Here is a 21843-nt window from a genome sequence, read left to right as displayed (position 1 = left end):
CCGAACCAATGAACAACATGAAGAACATGAAGAACATGACCAAGTCCACCCCCATCGCCTTCGCCCTGCTCGCCTTCGCGTCCGCCGCGCAGGCGCATCAGATCTGGCTGGAACAGCCGGCCGGCCAGAACGCCACGATCCGCTTCGGCGAGTTCGGCGAGAACCTGCGCGAGGCGTCGCCCGGCACGCTGGACAAGCTCGGCGCGACCACCGCCACGCTGATCTCGGCCAAGGGCGAGAAGGCGGCCGACGGTGTCAAGACCGCCAACGGTTTCACGCTGCCGTTCAAGCCCGCGCAGGGCGAGGCCGTGGTGGCCGAGGCCGGCAAGTACCCCCTCTACAAGGTCAAGAAGGCCGGCGAGGAGCAGATGCACTGGTACTACCCGACCGCCCGCATGGTCACGGACTTCGCGCCGCAGGCCCCCAAGCTCGCGCTGGACCTGGTGCCGGCCGGCAAGCCCGGCGAGTTCCAGCTGTTCTTCCGCGGCAAGCCGCTGCCCAAGACCAAGGTCGCGCTGGTCACGCAGTCGGGCTGGGCCAAGGAAAAGCAGACCGACGCCGAAGGCAAGGTGTCGTTCGACATGCCGTGGAAAGGCCCCTACGTGGCGGAAGCCAGCCACAACGACAGCACCCCGGGCGAGCGCCGGGGCGCCAACGGCGCCGAACGCTACCAGGCCGTGGCCTACGTGACCACGCTGTCGTACGTCAAGGCGGACGGCGTCGAGCCGATCCCGGCGGCGGCGCCCGAGTCGGGCGACATGGCGAAGAAGTAAATGGCGCTGGCCCTGGCGCCGATCGCGAAGGTCGGCGCCCTGCTCTCGCGCATCGTGGCCGCCGTCCTAGGCGGCTATGCGCTGGCCGCGCTGGCAAGCCTGGCGGCGCTCGCGCTGCCGATCAGCCGGCCGCAGGCCGTGCTGACCGGCATGCTGGCCAGCTTTGCGGTCTATGCCGGCGCGGTGGTGTGGGTCTTTGCGGTGCGCAGTGCGCGGCGTGCGTGGGCGGGTCTCGCGATCGCGGCCGCCCCGCTGGTGCTGGCCGCGTGGTACGCCGGGGCGCTCGGGAGGGCCGCATGAAGGCCGCCGCCGATACCGTCGACAAGGCGCGCGGCATCCGCCAGACCATGTCGGACCTGCACACGTGGGCCGGCCTGCTGACAGGCTGGCTGCTGTATGCGATGTTCCTGACCGGCACGGTCAGCTACTTCAAGGACGAGATGTCGCAGTGGATGCGCCCGGAGCTGGCGCATCAGAAGGCGGTGCCCGATCCCGCCGCGGTGGCGCAGCGCGTCACCGCCACGCTGGGCACGCTGGCCGCCGGCAGCCCGCAGTGGAGCATGCAGCTGCCCACCGAGCGCAGCAACGTGGTCAGCGCCTTCTGGCGCGTCCCGGGGCCCAAGCCCGGCGCGCGCGCGTTCAGGGAAGGCACCTTCGATCCGGCCACCGGCCGCGAGGTCACCGCGCGCGAGACGCAGGGCGGCGACTTCTTCTACCGCTTCCATTTCCAGTTCCACTACCTGCCCGCGCTGTGGGGACGCTGGCTGGCCGGCCTGTGCGCCATGTTCATGCTCGTGGCCATCGTCAGCGGCGTCATCACGCACAAGAAGATCTTCACGGACTTCTTTACCTTCCGCTGGGGCAAGGGGCAGCGCTCATGGCTCGACGCGCATAACGCGCTCTCCGTGTTCGGGCTGCCCTTTCACCTGATGATCACCTACACCGGGCTGGTCACGCTGATGGCCATGTACATGCCCTGGGGCGAACAGGCGGCCTTCCGCACGCCGGCCGAGCGCCAGCAGATGACGGCGCAGCTCAATGCCTTCCTGCCGCCGGGCAAGCCCACCGGCGACAAGGTGGCGCTGGCCCCGGTCGACGCGATGGTGCGCCAGGCGCAGGCGCGCTGGGGCCAGGACAATATCGCCCGCGTGACCATCACCCAGCCGGGCGACGCCGCGGCCCGCGTGGTGGTGCTGCGTGGCGAGCTGGCGCGCGTGTCGATGAGCCCGCAATACCTGCTGTTCAGCGGCACCACCGGCGAACTGCTCGAGGTGCGCGATTCGGTCGGCGCCGCCGCCGAGGTGCGCGGCGTCATGTATGCCCTGCACCTGGGCCGCTTCAGCGATCTGCAACTGCGCTGGCTCTACTTCATCGTCAGCCTTGCCGGCACCGCGATGGTCGGCACCGGGCTGGTGATGTGGACCGTCAAGCGGCGCACGAAGCTGCCGGACCCGCAGCGGCCGCACGTGGGCTTTCGTATCGTCGAGCGGCTGAACATCGCCAGCATCGCCGGCCTGTCGGTCGCCATGGCCGCGATGCTGTGGGCCAACCGGCTGCTGCCCGCGGGCCTCGCCGGGCGCGGCAACTGGGAGATCCACCTCTTCTTCATCGTGTGGGCCGCCACCCTGCTGTACGCGCTTTCCCGGCCGGCGAAGCGGGCGTGGATGGAGCTGCTGTGGCTGGGCGCCGGCCTGCTGGCCCTGCTGCCGGTGCTCAACGCCTTCACGACGCAGCGCCCGCTGTGGCGCAGCCTGTCGGAAGGCGACTGGGTCTATGTCGGCTTCGACCTGATGATGTGGGCCTTCGCCGCCCTGCACGCCGTGCTGGCGATACGGGTGGCGCGCCACCGGCCGCAGGTCGCGCCCGCACGCAGGGCACCGGCTGCGCGCACGGCCACGGCGCCCGGGCTTGGGGGGGACCGGGCATGAACAACGTTACGGCTTTGCTGGTCTGCGTCTTCGCCTTCGGCGCGCTGGCCGCCGCCACCGAGCGCCACCGGACGGTCTTCTTCGCCGGCCCGGTGTCCCCGGCGCTGATCCGCGCGCTGCGCGCGGCAGGCTGGGCCGGCCTGCTGCTGGCCCTGTGGATCGCCGTCGCGCACCAGGGCTGGGCGCTGGGGCTGGTGCACTACAGCGGCCAGACCAGCGTCGCCGCGGGCCTCGTCCATGCGGCGCTGATCGTGCGCGAGCGGCGCGGGGAACGGCGGTAGCGCCCGGCTTGGCGCTGGGGCATGTGGAAGGTTGGGTTGGCTTTCTTGGGCTTGCGACGCCGGCGCTGTTGCAGGCGGTCACCCTCACCGCGGCCCTCTTCCGCGAGCGGGAGAGGGAGAACACCGGCGGTACTTCAAATGGCCCGCGGTTTGCTCCCCTCTCCCGCCAGCGGGAGAGGGGCCGGGGGTGAGGGTGAACGCCCAATCAATGCGCAACCCTGAATCCGCCCTCGATCAGGCATCGCTTGCGTTCGCCGATGATAGAATCGGACAGAAACCTAAAATCGGAAGCCGCGACGAGCCCCGTCGACATGAACCGCATAGCGCGCTGTTTCACAGCCTGGATCGCACTGGCCGCGTTCGTCTTCGCGACGCTCGCGCCGTCGGTCGCCCATGCGTTCGAGGCCAGGCGCCTGCCCGCGATCTGGGTGCATCTGTGCAGCGCCGACGGTCCCCGCATGATCGAGCTGACGGGCGCGGACCACGCGATGCACGGCGAGCATGCCGACCATGCAGCTCATGCCGGTGACGACGGCCAGGCCGGCGGCGATGCCCACGAAGGCCACGAGGCCAACGGCGGCCATTGCCTGCTGTGTTTCCTCACCGGCGCGCCCCCGCGCGACGTCTCCACCGAAGCCGGCCTCGCGCCGGCCACGGCCACCACTCTTCCCTACCTCTTCCTGCGCGCGCCGCGGACCCTGTTCACCTGGGCCACGTCGCAGCCGCGCGCCCCTCCGCAGGCGGCCTGAGTCGCCTTCGAGCCCGCCAGCCGCGACCGTGCCCCCGGGGCCGTTCCGGCGGATCGCGGCATTTCCAACCGGTAGCAGAACGCCGCCATCGAGCGCCGCGCCCGCGCGCGTGCTCCGCGGCCATGCCGTCGTTCGGTGCCAGCGCGCACCGCCTTGTTCGAGGCGGTGCGCCGGCATCGCGCGACGCCGCGCCGGCAACGAAGAAGAACAACGTGCCATGCCTGCCCATATCCCAGATTCCGCCGTGCGCCCGCTTGCGGGCGTACGCACCGCCACCGGCTCGCTGAGCCTGCTCCTTTCGATCCTGCCGGCCGTGCCCGCCCATGCGCAGTCCGAAGCCACCGCGCTGCCCACGGTGGTGGTCAAGGCCGAAGCCGCCTCGCCGCTGGAGTCGCCGGCTGCCACCGGTTCCAACCTCGGCCTCACGCCGCTGGAGACCCCCGCCAGCATCGACGTCATCACCCGCGAGCAACTGGACGAGCGCGGCGACAGCAGCGTGATCGACGCCATCACGCGCGCCGGCGGCATCAGCGCCATGGGCCATCCCGGCAATGGGGGCAGTTCGCTCTCCGCGCGCGGCTTTACCGACAGCACCTCCGTCATGCGGCTCTACGACGGCATGCGCCAGTACGGCGGCGTGGGGGTGACCTTTCCGTTCGATACCTGGTCGGTGGACCGCATCGAGGTGCTGCGCGGCCCGGCCTCGGTGATCCATGGCGACGGCGCCATCGGCGGCGTGGTCAACGTCATCCCGAAAAAGCCCACGCGCGGCCCGATCCAGAACGAGGTGCAGGCCACCATCGGCACGGACGACACCTATCGGCTGGGCCTGGGCAGCGGCGGCGCCATCGGCGAGCGACTCTCGTACCGGCTCGACGTGAGCGGCAACCGCTCGGACGGCTGGGTGGACCGGGGAGAGTTCCGCGACGGGACCTTCTCCGGCGCGCTGCAGTGGGAAGCGACGTCCGACCTGAGCATTCGCCTCTCCCATGCCTACGGCCACCAGAAGCCCATGCGCTATTTCGGCACGCCGCTCGTCAACGGCGAACAGCTCGAGGCCCTGCGCGAGAAGAACTACAACGTGGCCGACAGCGTGATCCGCTATCGCGACCAATGGACCGAACTGAACGCCGTGTGGACGCCCAACGCCGACACCACGGTGCGCGGCCGGCTCTATCACATCGGCAGCAAGCGGGACTGGAAGAACGCCGAGCGCTACCAGTACAACGGCGCCAGCGGCCTGATCGACCGCGCCGACAACACCGAGATCCACCACGACCAGAAACAGACCGGCTTTACGGGCGATGCGGCGTTCGGCGGCACCCTGTTCGGCATGAAGAACCGCGTCTCGGTTGGCTTCGACGTCAACACCAGTTCGTTCCGGCACAGCAACAACACCTATACCGGTTCGTCGGGACCGGTCGATCCGTTCGACCCCGTGCCGGGGCTCTTCCAGAGCGAGATTCCCACCATTCCGCGCTACCGCAACGAGGCCGACCAGTACGCCGTCTTCGTCGAGGACCGGCTGGAACTGACGCCCGCCTGGTCGGTGATCGCCGGCCTGCGCTACGACCACGCGCGCGTGCAGCGCCAGGACCTGGTCAACGGCACGCCGGCGTTCGACAAGACGTTCTCCGACGTGGGCTGGCGCCTGGGCACGGTGTACCAGTGGCATCCCGGCCTGGCCTTCTACGGGCAGTATGCCGAGGCGGCCGATCCCGTCAGCGGGCTGCTGATGCTCAGCCCCGCCAACAGCGCGTTCGGCATGGCGCGCGGCAAGCAGATCGAACTCGGCGTGAAGCAGGCGTTCTGGGAGGGCAAGGGCGAATGGACGCTGGCCGCCTACCAGATCCGCAAGAGCGACCTGCTTACGCGCGACGCGGCCAACCCCGCCCTGCGCGTGCAGGTGGGCGAGCAGTCCTCGCGCGGCATCGAAGGCTCGCTGGCGATGGACTTCGCCCGCGACTGGCGCATCGAGGCCAATGCCACGGTGCTGCGCGCGCGCTTCGACGACTTCACCGAGAGCAGCGGCACGCCGGCGGTGCCGGTCTCCCGCAACGGCAACGTGCCGCCCAATGTCGCGCAGCGGCTCGCCAACGCCTGGCTGAGCTGGAGTTTCACGCCCGGCTGGACGGCCATGGGCGGCGTGCGCTATGTCGGCAAGCGCTATGCCGACAATGCCAACACGCTGGTGCTGCCCTCGTACACCACCACCGACGTGGCGCTGCGCTGGCAGGTCGACAAGGCCACCACGCTGACCGCGCGCTGCTTCAACGTGTTCGACAAGGCGTATTTCACGACGGCGTACTACACCGCCACGCAATGGTTCTATGGGCCGGGGCGGCGCTTCGAGCTGACGCTGAACCACCGGTTCTGAGCGGGAGTCGGCCATGCCCTTGCGATCCGCCGCCAAACGCCTGACCTACCTGGTCCACCGCTGGACCGGCGTGGCCGGCTGCGCGCTGATGGCGCTGTGGTTCTTCAGCGGCGTGGTGATGCTGTTCGTCGGCTATCCCAAGCTGACGCCGGCGGAGCGGCTGGCGGCCCTGCCGCCGCTGCCGGCCTCCGGGTGCTGCGTGCCGCCCGATGCCAACGCCGCCGCGGCGACGCTGACCTCCATCGCCGCGCGCCCGCACTACGTGCTGCACGGCGCGGACCATCGGTTGCGCGTGGTCGACGCCGTGACCGGACAGCCCGCGCCCCCGGTCGATGCCAACGCCGCCCTCGCCAGCGCGCGCGCCTTCCTGCCCGGCGCCACGGCGCGCTACGCGGGCCAGATCGTGGAAGACCGCTGGACCCACTCGCGCGGGCTGGACGCGCACCGTCCGCTGCATGCCGTCAGGATGCTCGGCGAGCGCCCCGCCACGCTGTACGTTTCCTCGGCCACCGGCCAGGTCGTGCTCGATGCGCCGCTGGCCCAGCAGCGCTGGAACTACGTCGGCGCCTGGCTGCACTGGCTCTACGTATTCCGCGACCGCTCGGCGGACCCGGTCTGGAGCTGGACCGTCATCGTGCTGTCCGCCGCCTGCACCGTCACCGCGCTGACCGGCGCGCTGGTGGGCGTCTGGCGCTGGCGTTTCGGCCGCGGCTACAAGTCGGGCTCGCGCTCGCCCTATCGCAAGCCCTGGATGCGCTGGCACCACATCGTCGGCCTGCTGTTCGCCGGCATCGTGTGCACGTGGATCTTCAGCGGCCTGATGTCGATGAATCCGCTGGGCATCTTCGACGCGCGCGGGGCGAAGCCGGACCTGGCCGCCTATCGGGGCGGCGACGGAACGGTGTCCGCCGCGGCGCCCGATGTGTCGGCCGCGCTGCGGACCTTGCACGCGGCGGGCTTCCGGCCCGTGGAAATCGGCTGGAAGCGGCTGAACGGACAGGGCTATCTGCTGGCCTACGACGGCGCCGGCCGCACGCGGCTGCTCACCGGCGCGGGCGGCACGCCGCACGTCGGCACGGACTGGGGCGAGGCCGACGCACTGGCCGCGGCGGCGCGCCTGTTGCCGGCGCGCGTGGCGGAGCACCAGCGCATTGCGCACTATGACGCCTACTACTACGGCCGCCATCCCGAGGCGATGAACGGCGCCGCCGTGCGCGGCCTGCCCGCGCTGCGGGTGGACTTCGGCGATCCCGGGCGCACCCGCGTCTATATCGACCTGCGCACCGGCGACGTCGTGCTCTCCATGGACCGCGCGCAGCGCACCGGGCGCTGGCTCTTTTCCTTCCTGCACAGCTGGGATACGCCCTGGCTGCTGGCCGGCGGCACGTGGCGCGACATCGTGCTGATCCTGCTGAGCCTCGGCGGCTTCGCGCTGTCGGGGACCGGTATCGTCATCGGCATCGCGCGCCTGCGGCAATGGGCGCGCGCCACTTTGTCCTGAGCGTGTTGGAATTGCACGCCGCGGCGGCAGCCGGCCCGGTCCGCCGCATTACGTTCTAGCCTCGTGCGCTTCTCTTTCCTATTGTAGAAAGCGTCGCTTTCGTGGTGCCTATGACGCCGGCTTCATATTTGCCCGCTCCGGAATGAAGCTTGCATGGCGGCACTTCCGGCGCCCTCTTCCGGCGCTGCCAGTCGCTTCACTCCGGCGGTTCATGGGGGCCATCCATCTGCTGCCCGCGGCAAGCGCCCGCATCGCCGTTCCGCCCCAGCGCCTTTGCCGGCGCCACGGCGGCGCGCCCCAACCCGAGGGATACGGATGACCGATCGCAAGCAACCGGAACCGCAAGGCATCCTGTCGGTGTTCGATGCCATCACGATCATGGTCGGGCTGGTGCTCGGCGTCGGCATCTTCCGCACGCCGTCCATCGTCGCGGCGAACGTGGGGTCCGAGACGATGTTCGTTCTCGTGTGGGTGCTCGGCGGCGTGGTCACGCTGATCGGCGCGCTGTGCTACGCGGAGCTGTCGGCGGCCCACCCCAACGCGGGCGGCGAATATCACTTTCTTTCGCGCGCCTATGGCAAGCCGGCCGCGATGATGTTCGGCTGGGCCAGATGCACGGTGATCCAGACCGGTGCCATCGCCGGGGTGGCGTTCATGCTGGGCGACTACGTGGCGCAGCTCGCGCCCATCGGGCCGTACGGTCCGGCGATCTACGCCGCGCTCTCCGTCATCGTGCTCACGGCGGTCAATGTCGCCGGGACCATCGCGGGCAAGAACCTGCAATTGCTGGTGACCTTCATCGAGGTGGCCGCGGTGGTGGCCATCATCCTGTTCGGCCTGTTCGGCCTGTTCGGCGCGGGCGACGCGGGCGGCACCGGCGAACGCGCCGCCGTGGCGCCGCCACCCGAATCCGCCGCGCTCGGCATGGCGATGATCTTCGTGCTGCTGACCTATGGCGGCTGGAACGAGGCCGCGTACCTGACCGGCGAGCTGCGCGATGCGCCGCGCAATATCGCGAAGGTGCTGGCCATCGGCACCGCCATCCTCGTCGTGCTGTACACGCTGGCCAATGTCGCGCTGCTGTCGGTGCTGGGGCTGGACGGCCTGCGCCAGTCCAGCGCGGTGGCGGCGGACATGATGCGCGTGGTGGCCGGGCCCACGGGCGAGATCGTGGTCACGGTGGCCATCGTGGTCGCCGCGGTCTCGACACTCAATGCCACCATGTTTACCGGCGCGCGCGGCTTCTACGCCATGGCGCGCGACATGACCGTGATGCAATGGATCGGCGTATGGGACGGACGCGGCAAGGCGCCCGCCAACGGCCAGATCGCGCAGGGCCTGGTCGCGCTCGCGCTGATCGGGCTGGGCGCGGTCACGCGCGATGGCTTCAAGGCAATGGTCGACTACACGGCCCCGGTGTTCTGGGGCTTCCTGCTGCTGGTCGGCCTCTCCGTGTTCGTGCTGCGCCGGCGCCATCCGCACCGCCAGCTTCCCTTCCGCGTGCCGCTGTACCCGGTGACGCCGATCATCTTCTGCCTGACCTGCCTCTACATGCTGTACGCCAGCCTGATGTACACCGGCTCGGCGGCATGGATCGGCGTGGCGGTGCTGGCGGCCGGCGCGCCGGTGCTGCTGTTTCAGCGCAGGAGCGACGACGCGCCGCTCCAGGATGCCCTGCCGGGAACCCTGCTACCCATACAGGAGAAGTTCGATGACGATCATGCGTAGAACCTTTCTCGGCGCGGCGATCGCGGCCGCTGCCCTGAGCACCGGCGCGTGGGCGCAGCCCGGGGCGACGGCCACCTCGACCTACACCCCGTCGGTCGGCCAGTCCGGCAAGGACGTGGTGTGGGTGCCGACGTCGCAGTCGCTGGTCGACCGCATGCTGGACATGGTCAAGCTCACGCCGCAGGACCGCCTCGTCGACCTGGGTTCGGGCGACGGCCGGCTGGTGATCACCGCGGCCAAGCGCGGCGCCACGGCGCGCGGCATCGAGTTCAATCCCGACATGGTGGCGCTGTCCAAGCGCTTCGCGCAGGCGGAGGGCGTGGCCAACCGCGCCACCTTCGAGAAGGCCGACATCTTCCAGTCCGACTTTTCCAACGCCACCGTGGTAACGCTGTTCCTGCTGCCCGACCTGAACCTGCGCCTGCGCCCCAAGCTGCTCGACATGAAGCCCGGCACGCGCGTGGTGTCCAACACCTTCGACATGGGCGACTGGGAGCCCGACGAATCGCTGCAGGGCGCGGACAACTGCGCGGGCCACTGCACCGCCTACAAGTGGATCGTGCCGGCCAAGGTCGCCGGCACCTGGAAGCTGGCCGACAGGGAATTCGCGCTGACGCAGACCTACCAGAAGGTGCAGGGCACGATGCGTGAGGAAGGCAGGACCGTGCCGGTGACGGGACGCCTGGACGGCACCCGGATCGTGCTGAGCGCCGGCAACGAGAACTACACCGGCGAGGTCAACGGCAAGGCCATGGAGGGCACCACCGAGGGCGGCAAGCGCTGGAGCGCCACGCTGGTCAGCCGCTAGCGGCGCGGCCGGGCGTCAGAGCCGGCGCGCCGCGCGGAACCGCTTCGCGTAGTGCGCCGTCGTGCCGTCGAGAATCGACTTGCCGCCCAGGTCGCCCTGTGTCGGGCCGTCGGCCGTCTTGCGGCTCGAAATAAAGCGATGGTGGCCCGCATCGTCCAGGCCAAGGTACATGCCGACATGGTCGATGGCCGGACCGTCGCGCTGGTCGCCGTCGAAGAACACCAGATCGCCCACGCGCAACGCCGCGAGTTCGGTCGCCTGGGCGCCCTCGTTCGCGATGACCATCACGCCGGGGGCCGACGCGCACATCTGCGTGGCGCGGCGAGGGATGGCGCTGCCATCCGGCAACGGCGCGAGGCACAGCGGCAGCCCCTGCCGGTAGCCCCATACCATCCGCATATAGCCCGAGCAGTCGAGGCAGCGGAATTGGGCCGCCTCCGGCTTGTCGACCTCGTCCGGATAGGTCCACGGAATGCCCAGGTAGTCGTTGAAATCCGCGCCCTCCTGCGGGCGGACATGGTCGTCGTCGTCGCGCCCGGGCGGGCCGTAGCGCGCGGCCCCGGCGATCACCAGCGACTCCTGCGCGAGCAGGGGCGCGTGCCGGACGTACTGCATGGCGATGGCCAGCACGTCCGGCGTGCCGGTCTGGTTGGCCGCCAGCGCGTCGGTGAGCCAGGCTTCGTCCACGTTGCCGTCGAACGGCTGCGGCAGCGTTCTCACCCAGACGCCGTGCGTCACGGAGGCAAACAGCGTGTCGTCGCCCGCGTCGGCGAAGGTCCGTTCGGCGCCGGCCAGCGTGACCGTGTAGGCGCCGTCGGTGAAGGTCGCGAGCCAGTGGCCGTCGTCGTCCGCCAGCTCGCTTCTGTCCGGGTTGTCCAGACGGGAAATGGTGGGCATGGCGCCGCCCTCCTCTGACTCGATCCGCCGCATCGCCGGCATCCGCGCGCCGGGCCCTTTGCACCATCCTCTACGATAGGACACCAGAGCCGCCCGGCAAAAATCCCGTGCCGCGGACCTTGCGATCGGACCGGGGCGTCGGCGCGTTCGCGCCGCAGCCGTCTTACCCTTCGCCGTTGGCCGCGTGCCCATCGACGCCGGCCTGCCCGCCGTTGTCGCGCACATAGGCGCGCCGGTCGATGCCGTGGCGATGCAGCTTGTCGTAGAACGTCTTGCGCGCGAGCCCCAGCGCCTGCAGCGTGTCGCGCACGCTGCCGCCATGCTCGGCCAGCGTCTTGCGCAATACGCTCTCCTCGTAGCGGTCCATGCGCTCGGCCAGCGTGCCGGACGGCGCCGGCTCCGGCGCCGCCACCGCCTGAGCGGCCGGCAGCGCATGCACGCCGAGCACGAAGCGCTCCGCGAAATGCAGCAGCTCGCGGACATTGCCGGGCCAGGCGTGCCCCATCAGGTGGCGGCGCACGTCCGCGCTCACCGGCGGCACCTCGCGCCGGAACCGCTCTGCGGCGCGCGCGGTGAATACCTCGAACAGCAGCGGGATATCGTCGCGGCGCTCGCGCAGGGGCGGCAGATGCAGGGTCACCACGTTCAGGCGGTAGTACAGGTCCTCGCGGAAGGCGCCGCGTTGCGCGGGATCGCCCAGATCGACCTTGCTGGCCGCGACCACGCGCAGGTCCACCGGCCGCATGTCGTTGGTGCCCAGCGGATCCACCGAGCGCGTCTCCAGCACGCGCAGCAGCTTGAGCTGCACCGCCGGCGGCATGCCTTCGATCTCGTCCAGGAACAGCGTGCCGCCGCTGGCATGCTCGATACGGCCGACGCGCCGGCGCTGCGCTCCCGTAAAAGCCCCCGCCTCGTGGCCGAACAGCTCGCTGTCGATCACGCTCTCGGGCAAGGCGGCGCAATTGAGCGCGACCATCGGCCCCGCCGCGCGGCGGCTCCACTGGTGCAGCGCCGTGGCCGCCATCTCCTTGCCGCTGCCGGTCTCGCCGATCAGCAGCACATCGACATCGGCGTCGGCGATATGGCGGATGGTCTGGCGCAGCTGCTCCATCGCCGGCGTCATGCCGATCAGCGGCGCCATGCTGCCGGCCTGGTTCGCCGCCTGTTGCAGGCGCCGGTTCTCCATCACCAGCTGGCGCTTCTCCCACGCATGCCCGACCGCCGTCAGCAGGCGGTGGGCGGCATACGGCTTTTCCAGGAAGTCGTACGCGCCGCGGCGCATCGCTTCGACCGCCTGCGCGATCTCGCCGTGCCCGGTGATGAAGATCACCGGCAGGCCGGCATCGCGCTCGCGGACGCGGTCGAACAACTGCATGCCGTCCAGCCCGGGCATGCGCATGTCGGTCACCAGCACATCGGGATAGCCATCGGGCAGGCCCTGCAGAAAGGCTTGCGCGTTCGGATACGCGTCGACCAGATAGCCGGCGAGCACCAGGCTTTCGGTCGCGGCGGCGCGGACATCGTCGTCGTCGTCGACCAGGGCCACGCGGCGCGGCCGGGCGTCGGTTGCGGAGTTCATGGGGCGGGCTGCAGGGTGATGGTGAAGACCGTGCCGCCATCGGGGCCCGGTCGGGTATCGAGGGCGCCGCCGAAGTCGGCGACGATATCGCGCGAGATCACCAGCCCCAGGCCCAGTCCTTCCGGCTTGGAGGTGATGAACGGCGTAAACAGGCGCTGCGCCACGGCCGGCGCGATGCCCGGGCCGTTGTCGGCAATGTCGATGTGCACCTGGTCCGCTTCGGCCCGCACGTCGATTGCGATGCGCTGCGCCGCCTGCGTCTCGATGGCGTCCAGCGCGTTCTGCAGCAGATTGATCAGCACCTGCTCCAGCCGCAGGCGGTCCGCCATGGCACGCACGCCGGCGGGGCCGTTGCGGGACAGCTCGACCGCCTGCTTGCGCAGCCGCGGCCCGAGCAGCAGCAAGGCACCGTCGATGGCCTCGTCCACCGCGGTCGGCAGTACGGCGCCCGAGCCCTTGCGCGCAAAGGCGCGCAGCTCGGCGGTGATCGCGCCGATGCGCTCGGTCAGCGCGCAGATGCGCGACAGGTTGGCGCGCACGCCCTCCGCCCCGCCCCGTTCGAGCCAGGTACCGGCATTGTCGGCGTAGCCCCGGATGGCGGCCACCGGCTGGTTGATCTCGTGCGCCACACCGGCCGAGATCTGACCGAGAAAACTGAGCCGGCTCGCCTGCAGCAGTTCCTCCTGCGCCGCGTGCAGCCGCGCCTCCGCCTGCTGGCGCTCCGCCATCTCGGCCCGCAACTGGTCGTTGGTGCGCTGCAATTGCGCGGTACGCGTGCGCACGCGCGCCTCCAGTTCCGCGCGGATGGCGGCCTGCCCGGCCTGCTGCCGGCGCCGCCGGCGCCAGCGGTACCACGTCAGCGCCAGCGCGCCGTAGGCCAGCAGCAGCGCGACCAGCGCCTGCGACTGCATGCGCGTGGCGGTATCGCGCGCCTGCTGCGCGAGCGGCGCCAGCAGGTGGAAGGTCCACGTGGTCGATGGCACCGCGAGCGCCACCGGCACGAAGCGCTCGCTGCGCGGATGCACGCGCGTGTCGGCGCTGACCGGGCCCGCCGGGTCCGGTGCGGCCGCCAGCGCCGGCCGCACCGGCAGCGGTGCGAAGGCCGCCTCGCCGAACTGCAAGCCGTCGCGCAGGCGCCTCGCGGTCGGTTCGTCGACCGGGGCGATGGCGGAGAAGCGCCACGCCGGCACGCTGGTCAGCAGCACCACGCCGTCCCGGTCGGCGACGAAGACGGCGTCGGGCAGTCCCGACCAGTCGCGCTCCAGTCCGTCGAATTCGACCTTGACCACCACCACCCCGAGCGCCCGGCCGCCCGCATCGTCGATGCGGTGCGACAGGTACAGGCCCGGCCGGCGGCTCATGGTGCCGAGCGCGAAGTGCTCGGCCGTGCCGCCCTCCATGGCAAGGCGGTAATAGGGCCGGAAGCGGTAGTCCTGACCGACGAAGCTGTCCGGGGCGCGCCAGTTGCTTGACGCAACGGCTCTGCCCTGGGCGTCGAGCACGTACAGCACGGAGGCGCCCGTGCCGCTGGCCAGCGCCTCCAGCTTGGGGCCCAGCGCCGCGGCGGCTACCGTCCCCGGGCCGTCCAGCGCCCGTGCGAGGTCCGGATCGCGGGACAGCACGAAAGGCAGCGCGCGGTGCTTGTCGAGGTCGCGGCGCAGCATGGCCACGTTGAACTGTGCGGCGACCCGCGCCCGTTCGGCCACCTCGTCGAACGCCTGCCGGGCCGCCAGATGGCCGACGCCGGACAGGATCGCCAGCGTGAGGGCCAGCAGCAGGCCCGCCGCGACGAGCACGGCGAGCAGGCGCCGCCCGGTGGGCAACGGGGGGACCGCCGGGACGGCGAAGTCGGAACGCGGGTCGGAGCGGGAGTCGGAATCCATGGAGAAGGCGTGGCCGGGCGAGCCGGTGTGCCGCATCGGTTGTGCGGAAATCCACACAGAGGCCGGAATGATAGGCGATTTTCCGCCCACCCACCAGGGAACCAGCCGGGCGGGCGCAACGATGTCCCTTTGGAATCAACGGGTTACGGCGTTCTGTGGCTCTGGCACAGCCATTGCGATATCGCGCCACCGGCCATCCCATATGGCCTGCCTTTTCATATAACCGGCACCGCAAGCTTCACCGGAGCTTGCCGGGCCACGGCAGGGGACACCCACATGCTCGACACCACTCACGTGGCGGCGCCGTCCGTCGCGCGCCTTCCGTTCTATCGCGTTCTCTATGTGCAGGTGCTGTTCGCCATCGTGGTGGGCATCGCGCTGGGCCACTACTGGCCCGACATCGGCGCCAGCATGAAGCCCCTGGGCGACGGTTTCATCAAGCTGGTCAAGATGATCATCGCCCCGGTGATCTTCCTGACCGTCGCCACCGGCATCGCGGGCATGACCGACCTGAAGAAGGTCGGCCGCGTCGCCGGCAAGGCCATGATCTATTTCCTGACGTTCTCGACGCTCGCCCTGGCCGTCGGCATGGTGGTGGGCAACGTGGTGCAGCCGGGCCACGGCCTGCATATCGATCCCGCCACGCTGGACTCCAAGTCCGTCTCCGGCTACGTGAGCAAGGCGCACGATTCGACCATCACGGGCTTCCTGATGAACGTCATCCCGACGACCATCTTCAGCCCCTTCGTCAACGGCGACATCCTGCAGGTGCTGTTCGTCGCGGTGCTGTTCGGCATCGCGCTGGCGCTGGTCGGCGAACGCGGCCGGCCGGTGACGGAGTTCCTGCAATCGGTGACCGTGCCGGTGTTCAAGCTGGTGTCGATCCTGATGAAGGCGGCGCCGGTCGGCGCGTTCGGCGCGATGGCCTTTACCATCGGCAAGTACGGCATCCAGTCGGTGGCCAACCTCGCCATGCTGGTCGGCACGTTCTACCTGACCTCGCTGCTGTTCGTGCTGATCGTGCTCGGCGCGGTGGCCCGCTACAACGGCTTCTCCATCGTCCGGCTGATCCGCTACATCAAGGAAGAGTTGCTGCTGGTGCTCGGCACCAGCTCCTCGGAGGCGGCGCTGCCGACGCTGATGCAGAAGATGGAGCGCGCCGGCTGCGCCAAGTCCGTGGTCGGGCTGGTGGTGCCCACCGGCTATTCGTTCAACCTGGACGGCACCAATATCTACATGACGATGGCGGCGCTGTTCATCGCGCAGGCGTGCGACATCCCGCTGTCCTTCGGCGACCAGATCCTGCTGCTGCTGGTGGCGATGCTCAGTTCCAAGGGCGCAGCCGGCGTGACCGGCGCGGGCTTCATCACGCTGGCCGCCACGCTGGCGGTGGTGCCGTCGGTGCCGGTGGCCGGCATGGCGCTGATCCTCGGCGTGGACCGCTTCATGTCCGAATGCCGCGCGCTGACCAATCTGGTCGGCAATGCCACGGCCGCCATCGTGGTGGCGCGCTGGGAAGGCGAGCTGGACAAGGCGCAGCTGAAGCGCGCGCTGTCCGGCACGCCCGGCGAGCCGGAGCCGGTGCCAGCGGTCCAGCCCGCGGTACGCGAGGCGGAGCCGGCGTAAACGACATCGGGGGCCTGAACGGCCCCCGATTCTTTTGTACGCGCCGTGGCGCGCACGGGTCGCTTCGCTTATTCGACGCTGGCGCCCGACTGGTGGACGATGTCCTTCCACTTGCGGTATTCGGCCTGCACCTGCGCGCCGAACTGCTCCGGCGACATGGCCTTGGGTTCGGCGCCCTGCTCGTGGATGGCGCTCACCACGCTGGGGGTCGCCAACAGCTTGTTGACCTCCGTGTTAACGCGCGTGACGACCTCCTTGGGCGTCTTCGCCGGCGCGAACAGGCCATACCACGTGCTCACGTCCACTTCCTTGTAGCCCGACTCCGCGGCCGTGGGCACGTCCGGCAGCGAGCTGCTGCGCGCGGCGGAGGTCACCGCCAGCGCGCGCAGCTTGCCGGCCTTGATCTGGGCCAGCGCCGAAGGCACCGACGCCACCATCAGGTCGACGTTGCCGGCAAGCGCATCCATCATCGCGGCGTTCGAGCCCTTGTAGGGCACGTGGCGCAGCTTGATATTGGCCGCCTTGCTCAGGATTTCCGCCGCGAGATGGATGGTGGTGCCGTTGCCCGGCGAGCCGTAGGTGATCGTGTCGGGCGCCTTGCGCGCGGCGGCGATCAGGTCGGCGAGATTGCGGAAGCGCGAATTCGTCGGGGTGACGATCACCACGGGCGTGAAGGCGACGTGGGCCACGGCGACGAGGTCCCGCGAGGGCTCGTAGCTGACCGACTTGTACAGCCACGGGGCCACCACGAGGTTGTCCTTCTGCCCCATCACCAGGTCGTAGCCGGTGGGCGCGGCCCGGACGATCTCCGCAATCCCGATGGTGCCGCCGGCGCCGGGGCGGTTGTCCGGGACCAGGGTCCATTTGGTCGTCTGCGACAGCTGGTTCGCGACCAGCCGCGACAGGATGTCGGTGCCGCCGCCCGGCGGGAATGGCACCACCAGCCGGATCGGCTTCGTGGGCCAGGCATTCGCCGTCTCGGCGTGAACTGGGGCGGTCAGCGTGGCAAACGCCAGCGCGGCCCCCGCCAGCAAGACCTTCTTGATTGCGGGTACTGCTTGCACTGCGGGTTCTCCTTTTTTTGGGCTGCGGGCGCCATCTTAGCCTAGTGAGGCGCGTTGGACGGGGTTGGTGGCGGTTTGGACGGTGTCGGGGACGCCCTTACGGCCAAAACGAAGCGCCGGTGCGCAACGCTTGCCACCACCAATATTACCCGGGTAATATACCGCCCATGCCTTCGCTCACCCTCACCGCCTTCGCGGACTTCCACCGCATCGCCCACGGCCCCCGCGCCCACGTCATCGCCGAACTGCGTCGCACCCCGCCGCCCGACGACGTCCTCGTGCGCGTCTTCGACGACGCTACCGGCCAACGCGTGGACCTGGACCTGCGCCCGGAAGCCCCCGACGCTGCCGCCGCCGGCCCCGACATCGCAGACGAACCGCCTCCAGCCTGCCCGCCCCGCGGCGTCGGGCGCCCGAAGCTCGGCGTGGTGGCCCGCGAGGTCACCCTGCTGCCGCGCCACTGGGAATGGCTGGCGCAGCAGCGCGGCGGCGCGTCCGTGGCGCTGCGCCGTCTCGTCGACGAGGCGCGCCACGCGACCGAGGCCGTCGAGGCCCGCCGTCACGCCCGCGAGGCCGCGTACCGCGTCATGAGCGAGATGGCCGGGGACCTGCCGGGCTTCGAGGAGGCGAGCCGCGCGCTGTTCGCCGACGACCGCGAGCGCTTTGCCACGCTCACCGAACCCTGGCCGCAAGACGTGCGCAGCTATCTGGCACGGCTTGCGGCCTCTGCATGGAATACCGCATGAAAACCCGGAAGGAAATCGACCTGCGAGCCGACGTGCTCGATCCAGCCGATCCGCAGTTGCCGGCCGAACTGCTGGCGCCACCGGTGGCTACGGCAGACCCCACGCCACCCGCGGTGGCACCGCTCCCGGCCCATGCGGCCGCCAGTGCCGCGGCCGCCCGTACCGATACCGGCGAGGCGGCGCTGTGGAGAACGTTCCTGCTGTTCCTCGGCCCCATGCTGCTGGGCAACATCATGCAGTCGCTGTCCGGCACGCTGAACAACGTCTACGTCGGCCAGATGATCGGCGTGGGCGCTCTCGCCGCTGTCTCCAGCTTCTTCCCGGTGATGTTCTTCTTCATCGCCTTCACCATCGGCCTGGGCGCCGGCGCATCGGTGCTGATCGGCCAGGCCTGGGGCGCGCGCGATACCGCCAAGGTCAAGGCCGTGGCGGGCACCACGCTGAGCGTCGGCCTGGCGCTGGGCCTGGTGGTCGCCGTGCTGGGCGGCACCTTCACCGCGCCGCTGCTGCGCGCGCTCGGCACGCCGCCCGATATCCTCGACGACGCCATCACCTATGCGCGCATCATGCTGATCGCGATGCCGGGTCTGTTCGTGTTCCTGCTGTCCACCGCCATGCTGCGCGGCGTGAGCGACACGGTGACCCCGCTGTACACGCTGGCGATCTCCACGGTGATCGGCCTGCTGCTCACGCCCGCGCTGATCCTGGGCTGGGGCGGCCTGCCCGCGATGGGCGTGGCCAGCGGCGCCATCGCCTCCGTCGTCTCGCTGGTGATCGCAACCCTCTGGCTAGGCTGGCGCCTGAACGTACGCCGCAGCCCGCTGGCGCCGGACGCCGCGTTCGGGCGCGCCATGCGCATCGACCCGAAGATCCTGAAGGTGGTGCTCCGGATCGGCGTGCCCACCGGCATCCAGATGATCGTGATCTCGGTCGCCGAGGTGGCCCTGCTGGCGATGGTCAACAGCTACGGCTCGGACGCCACCGCCGCCTACGGCGCGGTCAACCAGGTGGTGTCGTATGTGCAGTTCCCCGCCATCTCGATCGCGATCACCGCCTCGGTGCTCGGCGCGCAGGCCATTGGCGCGGGCCGCAGCGACAAGCTGGCCGGCATCGCCCGCACCGGCCTGCTGATGAACCTCGCGCTGACCGGCGCGCTCGTGCTGCTGGGCTTCCTGTTCGCGCGCAACCTCGCGGGTTTCTTCATCACGAGCGAACCGGTCATCGAACTGGCGCTGACGCTGCTGCACATCGTGCTGGGCGGCATCGTGGTGTTCGGCATGGCCTCGGTGCTGTCCGGCATCATGCGCTCCAGCGGCTCGGTGCTCGTGCCCACCGCCATCTCGATCGCCTGCATCGCCTTCGTCGAAGTGCCGGTGGCGTGGTTCCTGAGCCAGCGCATCGGCATCAACGGCATCTGGATTGCCTATCCCGTCACCTTCGTCGCCATGCTCGCGCTGCAGTCCGCGTACTACCAGTTCGTCTGGCGCAGAAAGGTCTTCGCACGCCTCGTATGACCGTCCCTCTCTCCTCTCCCGCCAGCGGGAGAGGAGCCGGGCGGCGGGGTGGAGGATCGCCGTGCCGCCGGACGTTCGCGCCGCCGCCGCGCAATCTTTACCGCTACTCCGGTGCAAAAGCGACACGGTCGGCGAGCCCCGCGCCGACCTCGCCACCACCGCACGAGCGGCGCAACTGGTCGGAGAACGCGCGGCGCGCGGGCCATGGCAAATGCCGCCCCAGCATCAGCCTCTCGTTGCCGTAGCGGATCACCACCAGCCTGGAGGGAACGTGCGGTTCGAAGCGGACCACCGAGGCCATCAGATCGCGCTCCCACGTATCCGTGCCGCAGCGCACCTCGACATGCAGCACGTCGTGGGCCACCGTGATGCGCTCGAAGTCGCGCGCATGCCGGCAATACGCCAGGACCAGCGCGCCCAGCACCAGCAGTTCGGCCAGCGAGAACGCCAGCACCAGCCAGTGGCCGATCACCGTGAACGCAATGCCGATCGACAGCACCAGCACACACGCGCCGAGATAGGCATGCACCGTCTGCATTGGCGTGAGCGAACAGTTCTTCCTCATCATCCACTCCGACATGGCGGCCTCCCGATGCGCGGCACAAGGTCGGACGTGCCGGCGCAAGCCTCATGCCATGCGAACGCGCACGGTGTGGCGGGGTCCGGCATATCGCTTGCTTCCTGAGCCTCCCAACGGCGTGCCGCCTGCCGGCCCTTCCGGCCCGCCCCCGCCGTTTGCGTCGCCAAGGAGCGCACCATGGACCAACCCCACGCCATCGCCCATCCCGTCCATGCCGTTCCAACGCCGCACGGGCACGTCGCGGATCACCGACATGACGACCATCACGTTCCGGTCGGATGGCGCCGCTGGCTGCTCGCGACGAACCACAAGGACATCGGCACGCTGTACCTCTGGTTCAGTTTCACGATGCTGATCGCCGGCGGCATCCTCGCCCTGCTGCTGCGGCTGGAGCTCTTCGAGCCGGGCCTGCAGTTCATGCGGCCCGAGCTGTACAACCAGCTCGTCACCATGCACGGCCTGATCATGGTGTTCGGCGCCATCATGCCGGCCTTCGTCGGCCTGGCGAACTGGCAGATCCCGATGATGATCGGCGCCTCGGACATGGCCTTCGCCCGCATGAACAACTTCAGCTTCTGGCTGCTGCCGCCGGCCGGCCTGCTGCTGATGGGTTCGTTCTTCGTCGGCGGCGGCGCCACCGCGGCGGGCTGGACGCTGTACGCGCCGCTGTCGGTGCAGATGGGGCCGGGGATGGACATGGCCATCTTCGCGCTGCACCTGATGGGCGCCTCGTCGATCATGGGTGCGATCAACATCATCGTGACCATCCTCAACATGCGCGCGCCCGGCATGACCATCATGAAGATGCCGATGTTCTGCTGGACGTGGCTGATCACGGCCTTCCTGCTGATCGAGGTGATGCCGGTGCTCGCCGGCGCGGTCACCATGGTGCTCACCGACCGGCATTTCGGCACGACGTTCTTCAACGCGGCCGGCGGCGGCGACCCCGTGATGTTCCAGCACATCTTCTGGTTCTTCGGCCACCCGGAGGTCTACATCATGATCCTGCCCGCGTTCGGCATCATCTCGCACGTGGTGCCGGCGTTTTCGCGCAAGCCGCTGTTCGGCTACTCGTCCATGGTCTATGCCACCGGGGCGATCGCGGCGCTGTCCTCGATCGTGTGGGCCCACCATATGTTCACCACGGGCATGCCGGTGGTCGGCCAGCTGTTTTTCATGTACGCGACGATGCTCATCTCGGTACCCACCGCGGTGAAGATTTTCAACTGGATCGCCACCATGTGGCGCGGCATGCTGACCTTCGAGACGCCGATGCTGTTCGCCATCGGCTTCATCTTCGTCTTCACCATCGGCGGCTTCACCGGCCTGATCCTCTCGGTCACGCCGATCGATATCCAGGTCCACGACACCTACTATGTGGTGGCGCATTTCCATTACGTGCTGGTGGCGGGCTCGCTGTTCGCGCTGTTCGCCGCGGTGTATTTCTGGCTGCCCAAGTGGACCGGCCACCGCTACGACGAGCGGCTGGGCCAGTGGCACTTCTGGCTCTCGATGATCTCCTTCAACGTGGCCTTCTTCCCGATGCACTTCCTGGGCCTGGCCGGCATGCCGCGGCGCTACGCAGACTACGCGCCGCAGTTCACCGACTTCCACGCGCTGTCGACGGTGGGCGCCTTCGTGTTCGGCATCGCCCAGCTGCTGTTCCTGTATGTCGTGATCAAGTGCATCCGCACCGGCGAGCCGGCCACCAACTCGCCGTGGGAGGGGGCGCAGGGCCTGGAATGGACGGTGCCGTCGCCGGCGCCGTTCCACACCTTCGAGACGCCGCCCAGCATCCGCTGAGGCGGC

Annotated in this window: 18 protein-coding genes; 13 read left to right on the top strand and 5 right to left on the bottom strand. The window is 69.6% G+C overall.

The annotated features are described in order from the left end of the window. Positions 1-8 precede the first annotated feature (8 nt). From LDO27_RS07775 to LDO27_RS07735, 9 genes are all read left to right on the top strand, one after another. Complete coding sequence (locus LDO27_RS07775; RefSeq protein ID WP_224040942.1) at positions 9-773, top strand: DUF4198 domain-containing protein; 765 nt, start codon at positions 9-11, stop codon at positions 771-773. Further along, the gene (locus tag LDO27_RS07770) at positions 774-1073 is read left to right on the top strand and encodes a DUF3649 domain-containing protein (protein WP_224040940.1); all 300 of its coding nucleotides are present in this window, start codon (positions 774-776) and stop codon (positions 1071-1073) included. Next, the gene (locus tag LDO27_RS07765) at positions 1070-2701 is read left to right on the top strand and encodes a PepSY-associated TM helix domain-containing protein (RefSeq protein WP_224040938.1); all 1632 of its coding nucleotides are present in this window, start codon (positions 1070-1072) and stop codon (positions 2699-2701) included. Before LDO27_RS07770 ends, LDO27_RS07765 begins: the two co-directional genes overlap by 4 nt. Then, on the top strand, positions 2698-2982 hold the full coding sequence (locus LDO27_RS07760) for a DUF3325 domain-containing protein (protein WP_224040936.1): 285 nt from the start codon (positions 2698-2700) through the stop codon (positions 2980-2982). The genes LDO27_RS07765 and LDO27_RS07760 overlap by 4 nt, the downstream gene beginning before the upstream one ends. 311 nt (positions 2983-3293) lie before the next feature. Beyond that, the gene (locus LDO27_RS07755) at positions 3294-3731 is read left to right on the top strand and encodes a DUF2946 family protein (protein WP_224040934.1); all 438 of its coding nucleotides are present in this window, start codon (positions 3294-3296) and stop codon (positions 3729-3731) included. A gap of 217 nt (positions 3732-3948) precedes the next feature. Further along, a complete protein-coding gene (locus tag LDO27_RS07750; protein WP_224040932.1) occupies positions 3949-6108 on the top strand; it encodes a TonB-dependent receptor in 2160 nt (719 codons plus the stop codon). 13 nt (positions 6109-6121) lie between these two features. Next, positions 6122-7609 carry a PepSY domain-containing protein gene (locus LDO27_RS07745; protein ID WP_224040930.1) on the top strand — a complete coding sequence of 496 codons (1488 nt, stop codon included), beginning with the start codon at positions 6122-6124 and terminating at the stop codon, positions 7607-7609. Between the two features lie 315 nt (positions 7610-7924). After that, positions 7925-9337 (top strand): APC family permease, encoded by a 1413-nt coding sequence (locus tag LDO27_RS07740; protein ID WP_224040928.1) that lies wholly within the window; start codon positions 7925-7927, stop codon positions 9335-9337. After that, positions 9321-10145: a class I SAM-dependent methyltransferase gene (locus LDO27_RS07735; RefSeq protein WP_222200938.1), complete on the top strand. Its 825-nt coding sequence runs from the start codon at positions 9321-9323 to the stop codon at positions 10143-10145. Before LDO27_RS07740 ends, LDO27_RS07735 begins: the two co-directional genes overlap by 17 nt. Positions 10146-10160: 15 nt before the next feature. On the opposite strand, the gene LDO27_RS07730 is transcribed toward LDO27_RS07735, so the two are convergent. The 3 genes from LDO27_RS07730 to LDO27_RS07720 form a co-directional block, all read right to left on the bottom strand. Further along, entirely contained in the window at positions 10161-11042 is an 882-nt protein-coding gene (locus tag LDO27_RS07730) for an NlpC/P60 family protein (protein WP_224040926.1), read from the bottom strand. 163 nt (positions 11043-11205) lie between these two features. Further along, positions 11206-12621 carry a sigma-54-dependent transcriptional regulator gene (locus LDO27_RS07725; protein WP_224040924.1) on the bottom strand — a complete coding sequence of 472 codons (1416 nt, stop codon included), beginning with the start codon at positions 12619-12621 and terminating at the stop codon, positions 11206-11208. Next, positions 12618-14504 carry a sensor histidine kinase gene (locus tag LDO27_RS07720; protein ID WP_224040922.1) on the bottom strand — a complete coding sequence of 629 codons (1887 nt, stop codon included), beginning with the start codon at positions 14502-14504 and terminating at the stop codon, positions 12618-12620. Before LDO27_RS07720 ends, LDO27_RS07725 begins: the two co-directional genes overlap by 4 nt. A 276-nt stretch (positions 14505-14780) precedes the next feature. On the opposite strand from LDO27_RS07720, the gene LDO27_RS07715 reads away from it, so the two are divergent. Continuing rightward, positions 14781-16130, top strand: coding sequence for a dicarboxylate/amino acid:cation symporter (locus tag LDO27_RS07715; RefSeq protein ID WP_222200934.1), 1350 nt, complete (start codon positions 14781-14783; stop codon positions 16128-16130). A gap of 68 nt (positions 16131-16198) precedes the next feature. Here the strand turns inward: LDO27_RS07715 and LDO27_RS07710 are convergent, their stop codons facing one another. Next, complete coding sequence (locus tag LDO27_RS07710) at positions 16199-17194, bottom strand: Bug family tripartite tricarboxylate transporter substrate binding protein (protein WP_377747779.1); 996 nt, start codon at positions 17192-17194, stop codon at positions 16199-16201. Between the two features lie 167 nt (positions 17195-17361). Between LDO27_RS07710 and LDO27_RS07705 the strand changes: the two genes are divergently transcribed. Both LDO27_RS07705 and LDO27_RS07700 read left to right on the top strand, forming a co-directional pair. Continuing rightward, complete coding sequence (locus LDO27_RS07705) at positions 17362-17940, top strand: DUF2239 family protein (protein ID WP_224040920.1); 579 nt, start codon at positions 17362-17364, stop codon at positions 17938-17940. A 215-nt stretch (positions 17941-18155) separates the two neighbouring features. After that, complete coding sequence (locus tag LDO27_RS07700) at positions 18156-19454, top strand: MATE family efflux transporter (protein WP_222202220.1); 1299 nt, start codon at positions 18156-18158, stop codon at positions 19452-19454. A gap of 103 nt (positions 19455-19557) precedes the next feature. On the opposite strand, the gene LDO27_RS07695 is transcribed toward LDO27_RS07700, so the two are convergent. Beyond that, positions 19558-20019 (bottom strand): DUF2244 domain-containing protein, encoded by a 462-nt coding sequence (locus tag LDO27_RS07695; protein WP_224040917.1) that lies wholly within the window; start codon positions 20017-20019, stop codon positions 19558-19560. A 192-nt stretch (positions 20020-20211) separates the two neighbouring features. On the opposite strand from LDO27_RS07695, the gene ctaD reads away from it, so the two are divergent. Continuing rightward, positions 20212-21837: a cytochrome c oxidase subunit I gene (gene ctaD, locus LDO27_RS07690; RefSeq protein ID WP_224040915.1), complete on the top strand. Its 1626-nt coding sequence runs from the start codon at positions 20212-20214 to the stop codon at positions 21835-21837. The last annotated feature ends 6 nt before the right edge of the window (positions 21838-21843 follow it).

This window comes from Cupriavidus respiraculi (assembly GCF_914271545.1).
GTDB classification, from domain to species: domain Bacteria; phylum Pseudomonadota; class Gammaproteobacteria; order Burkholderiales; family Burkholderiaceae; genus Cupriavidus; species Cupriavidus respiraculi.
Note: the sequence above shows the minus strand (reverse complement) of the source record. Positions and strands in the feature narration are given on the sequence as shown.

Coding starts and splice junctions, on each gene's coding strand:
- LDO27_RS07755 (WP_224040934.1), top strand. CDS start 3,294: ATGAACCGCATAGCGCGCTGTTTCACAGCCTGGATCGCACTGGCCGCG.
- LDO27_RS07735 (WP_222200938.1), top strand. CDS start 9,321: ATGACGATCATGCGTAGAACCTTTCTCGGCGCGGCGATCGCGGCCGCT.
- LDO27_RS07725 (WP_224040924.1), bottom strand. CDS start 12,621: ATGAACTCCGCAACCGACGCCCGGCCGCGCCGCGTGGCCCTGGTCGAC.
- LDO27_RS07720 (WP_224040922.1), bottom strand. CDS start 14,504: ATGGATTCCGACTCCCGCTCCGACCCGCGTTCCGACTTCGCCGTCCCG.
- LDO27_RS07715 (WP_222200934.1), top strand. CDS start 14,781: ATGCTCGACACCACTCACGTGGCGGCGCCGTCCGTCGCGCGCCTTCCG.
- ctaD (WP_224040915.1), top strand. CDS start 20,212: ATGGACCAACCCCACGCCATCGCCCATCCCGTCCATGCCGTTCCAACG.
- LDO27_RS07700 (WP_222202220.1), top strand. CDS start 18,156: ATGCTGCTGGGCAACATCATGCAGTCGCTGTCCGGCACGCTGAACAAC.
- LDO27_RS07730 (WP_224040926.1), bottom strand. CDS start 11,042: ATGCCCACCATTTCCCGTCTGGACAACCCGGACAGAAGCGAGCTGGCG.
- LDO27_RS07695 (WP_224040917.1), bottom strand. CDS start 20,019: ATGAGGAAGAACTGTTCGCTCACGCCAATGCAGACGGTGCATGCCTAT.
- LDO27_RS07705 (WP_224040920.1), top strand. CDS start 17,362: ATGCCTTCGCTCACCCTCACCGCCTTCGCGGACTTCCACCGCATCGCC.
- LDO27_RS07750 (WP_224040932.1), top strand. CDS start 3,949: ATGCCTGCCCATATCCCAGATTCCGCCGTGCGCCCGCTTGCGGGCGTA.
- LDO27_RS07770 (WP_224040940.1), top strand. CDS start 774: ATGGCGCTGGCCCTGGCGCCGATCGCGAAGGTCGGCGCCCTGCTCTCG.
- LDO27_RS07760 (WP_224040936.1), top strand. CDS start 2,698: ATGAACAACGTTACGGCTTTGCTGGTCTGCGTCTTCGCCTTCGGCGCG.
- LDO27_RS07745 (WP_224040930.1), top strand. CDS start 6,122: ATGCCCTTGCGATCCGCCGCCAAACGCCTGACCTACCTGGTCCACCGC.
- LDO27_RS07775 (WP_224040942.1), top strand. CDS start 9: ATGAACAACATGAAGAACATGAAGAACATGACCAAGTCCACCCCCATC.
- LDO27_RS07740 (WP_224040928.1), top strand. CDS start 7,925: ATGACCGATCGCAAGCAACCGGAACCGCAAGGCATCCTGTCGGTGTTC.
- LDO27_RS07765 (WP_224040938.1), top strand. CDS start 1,070: ATGAAGGCCGCCGCCGATACCGTCGACAAGGCGCGCGGCATCCGCCAG.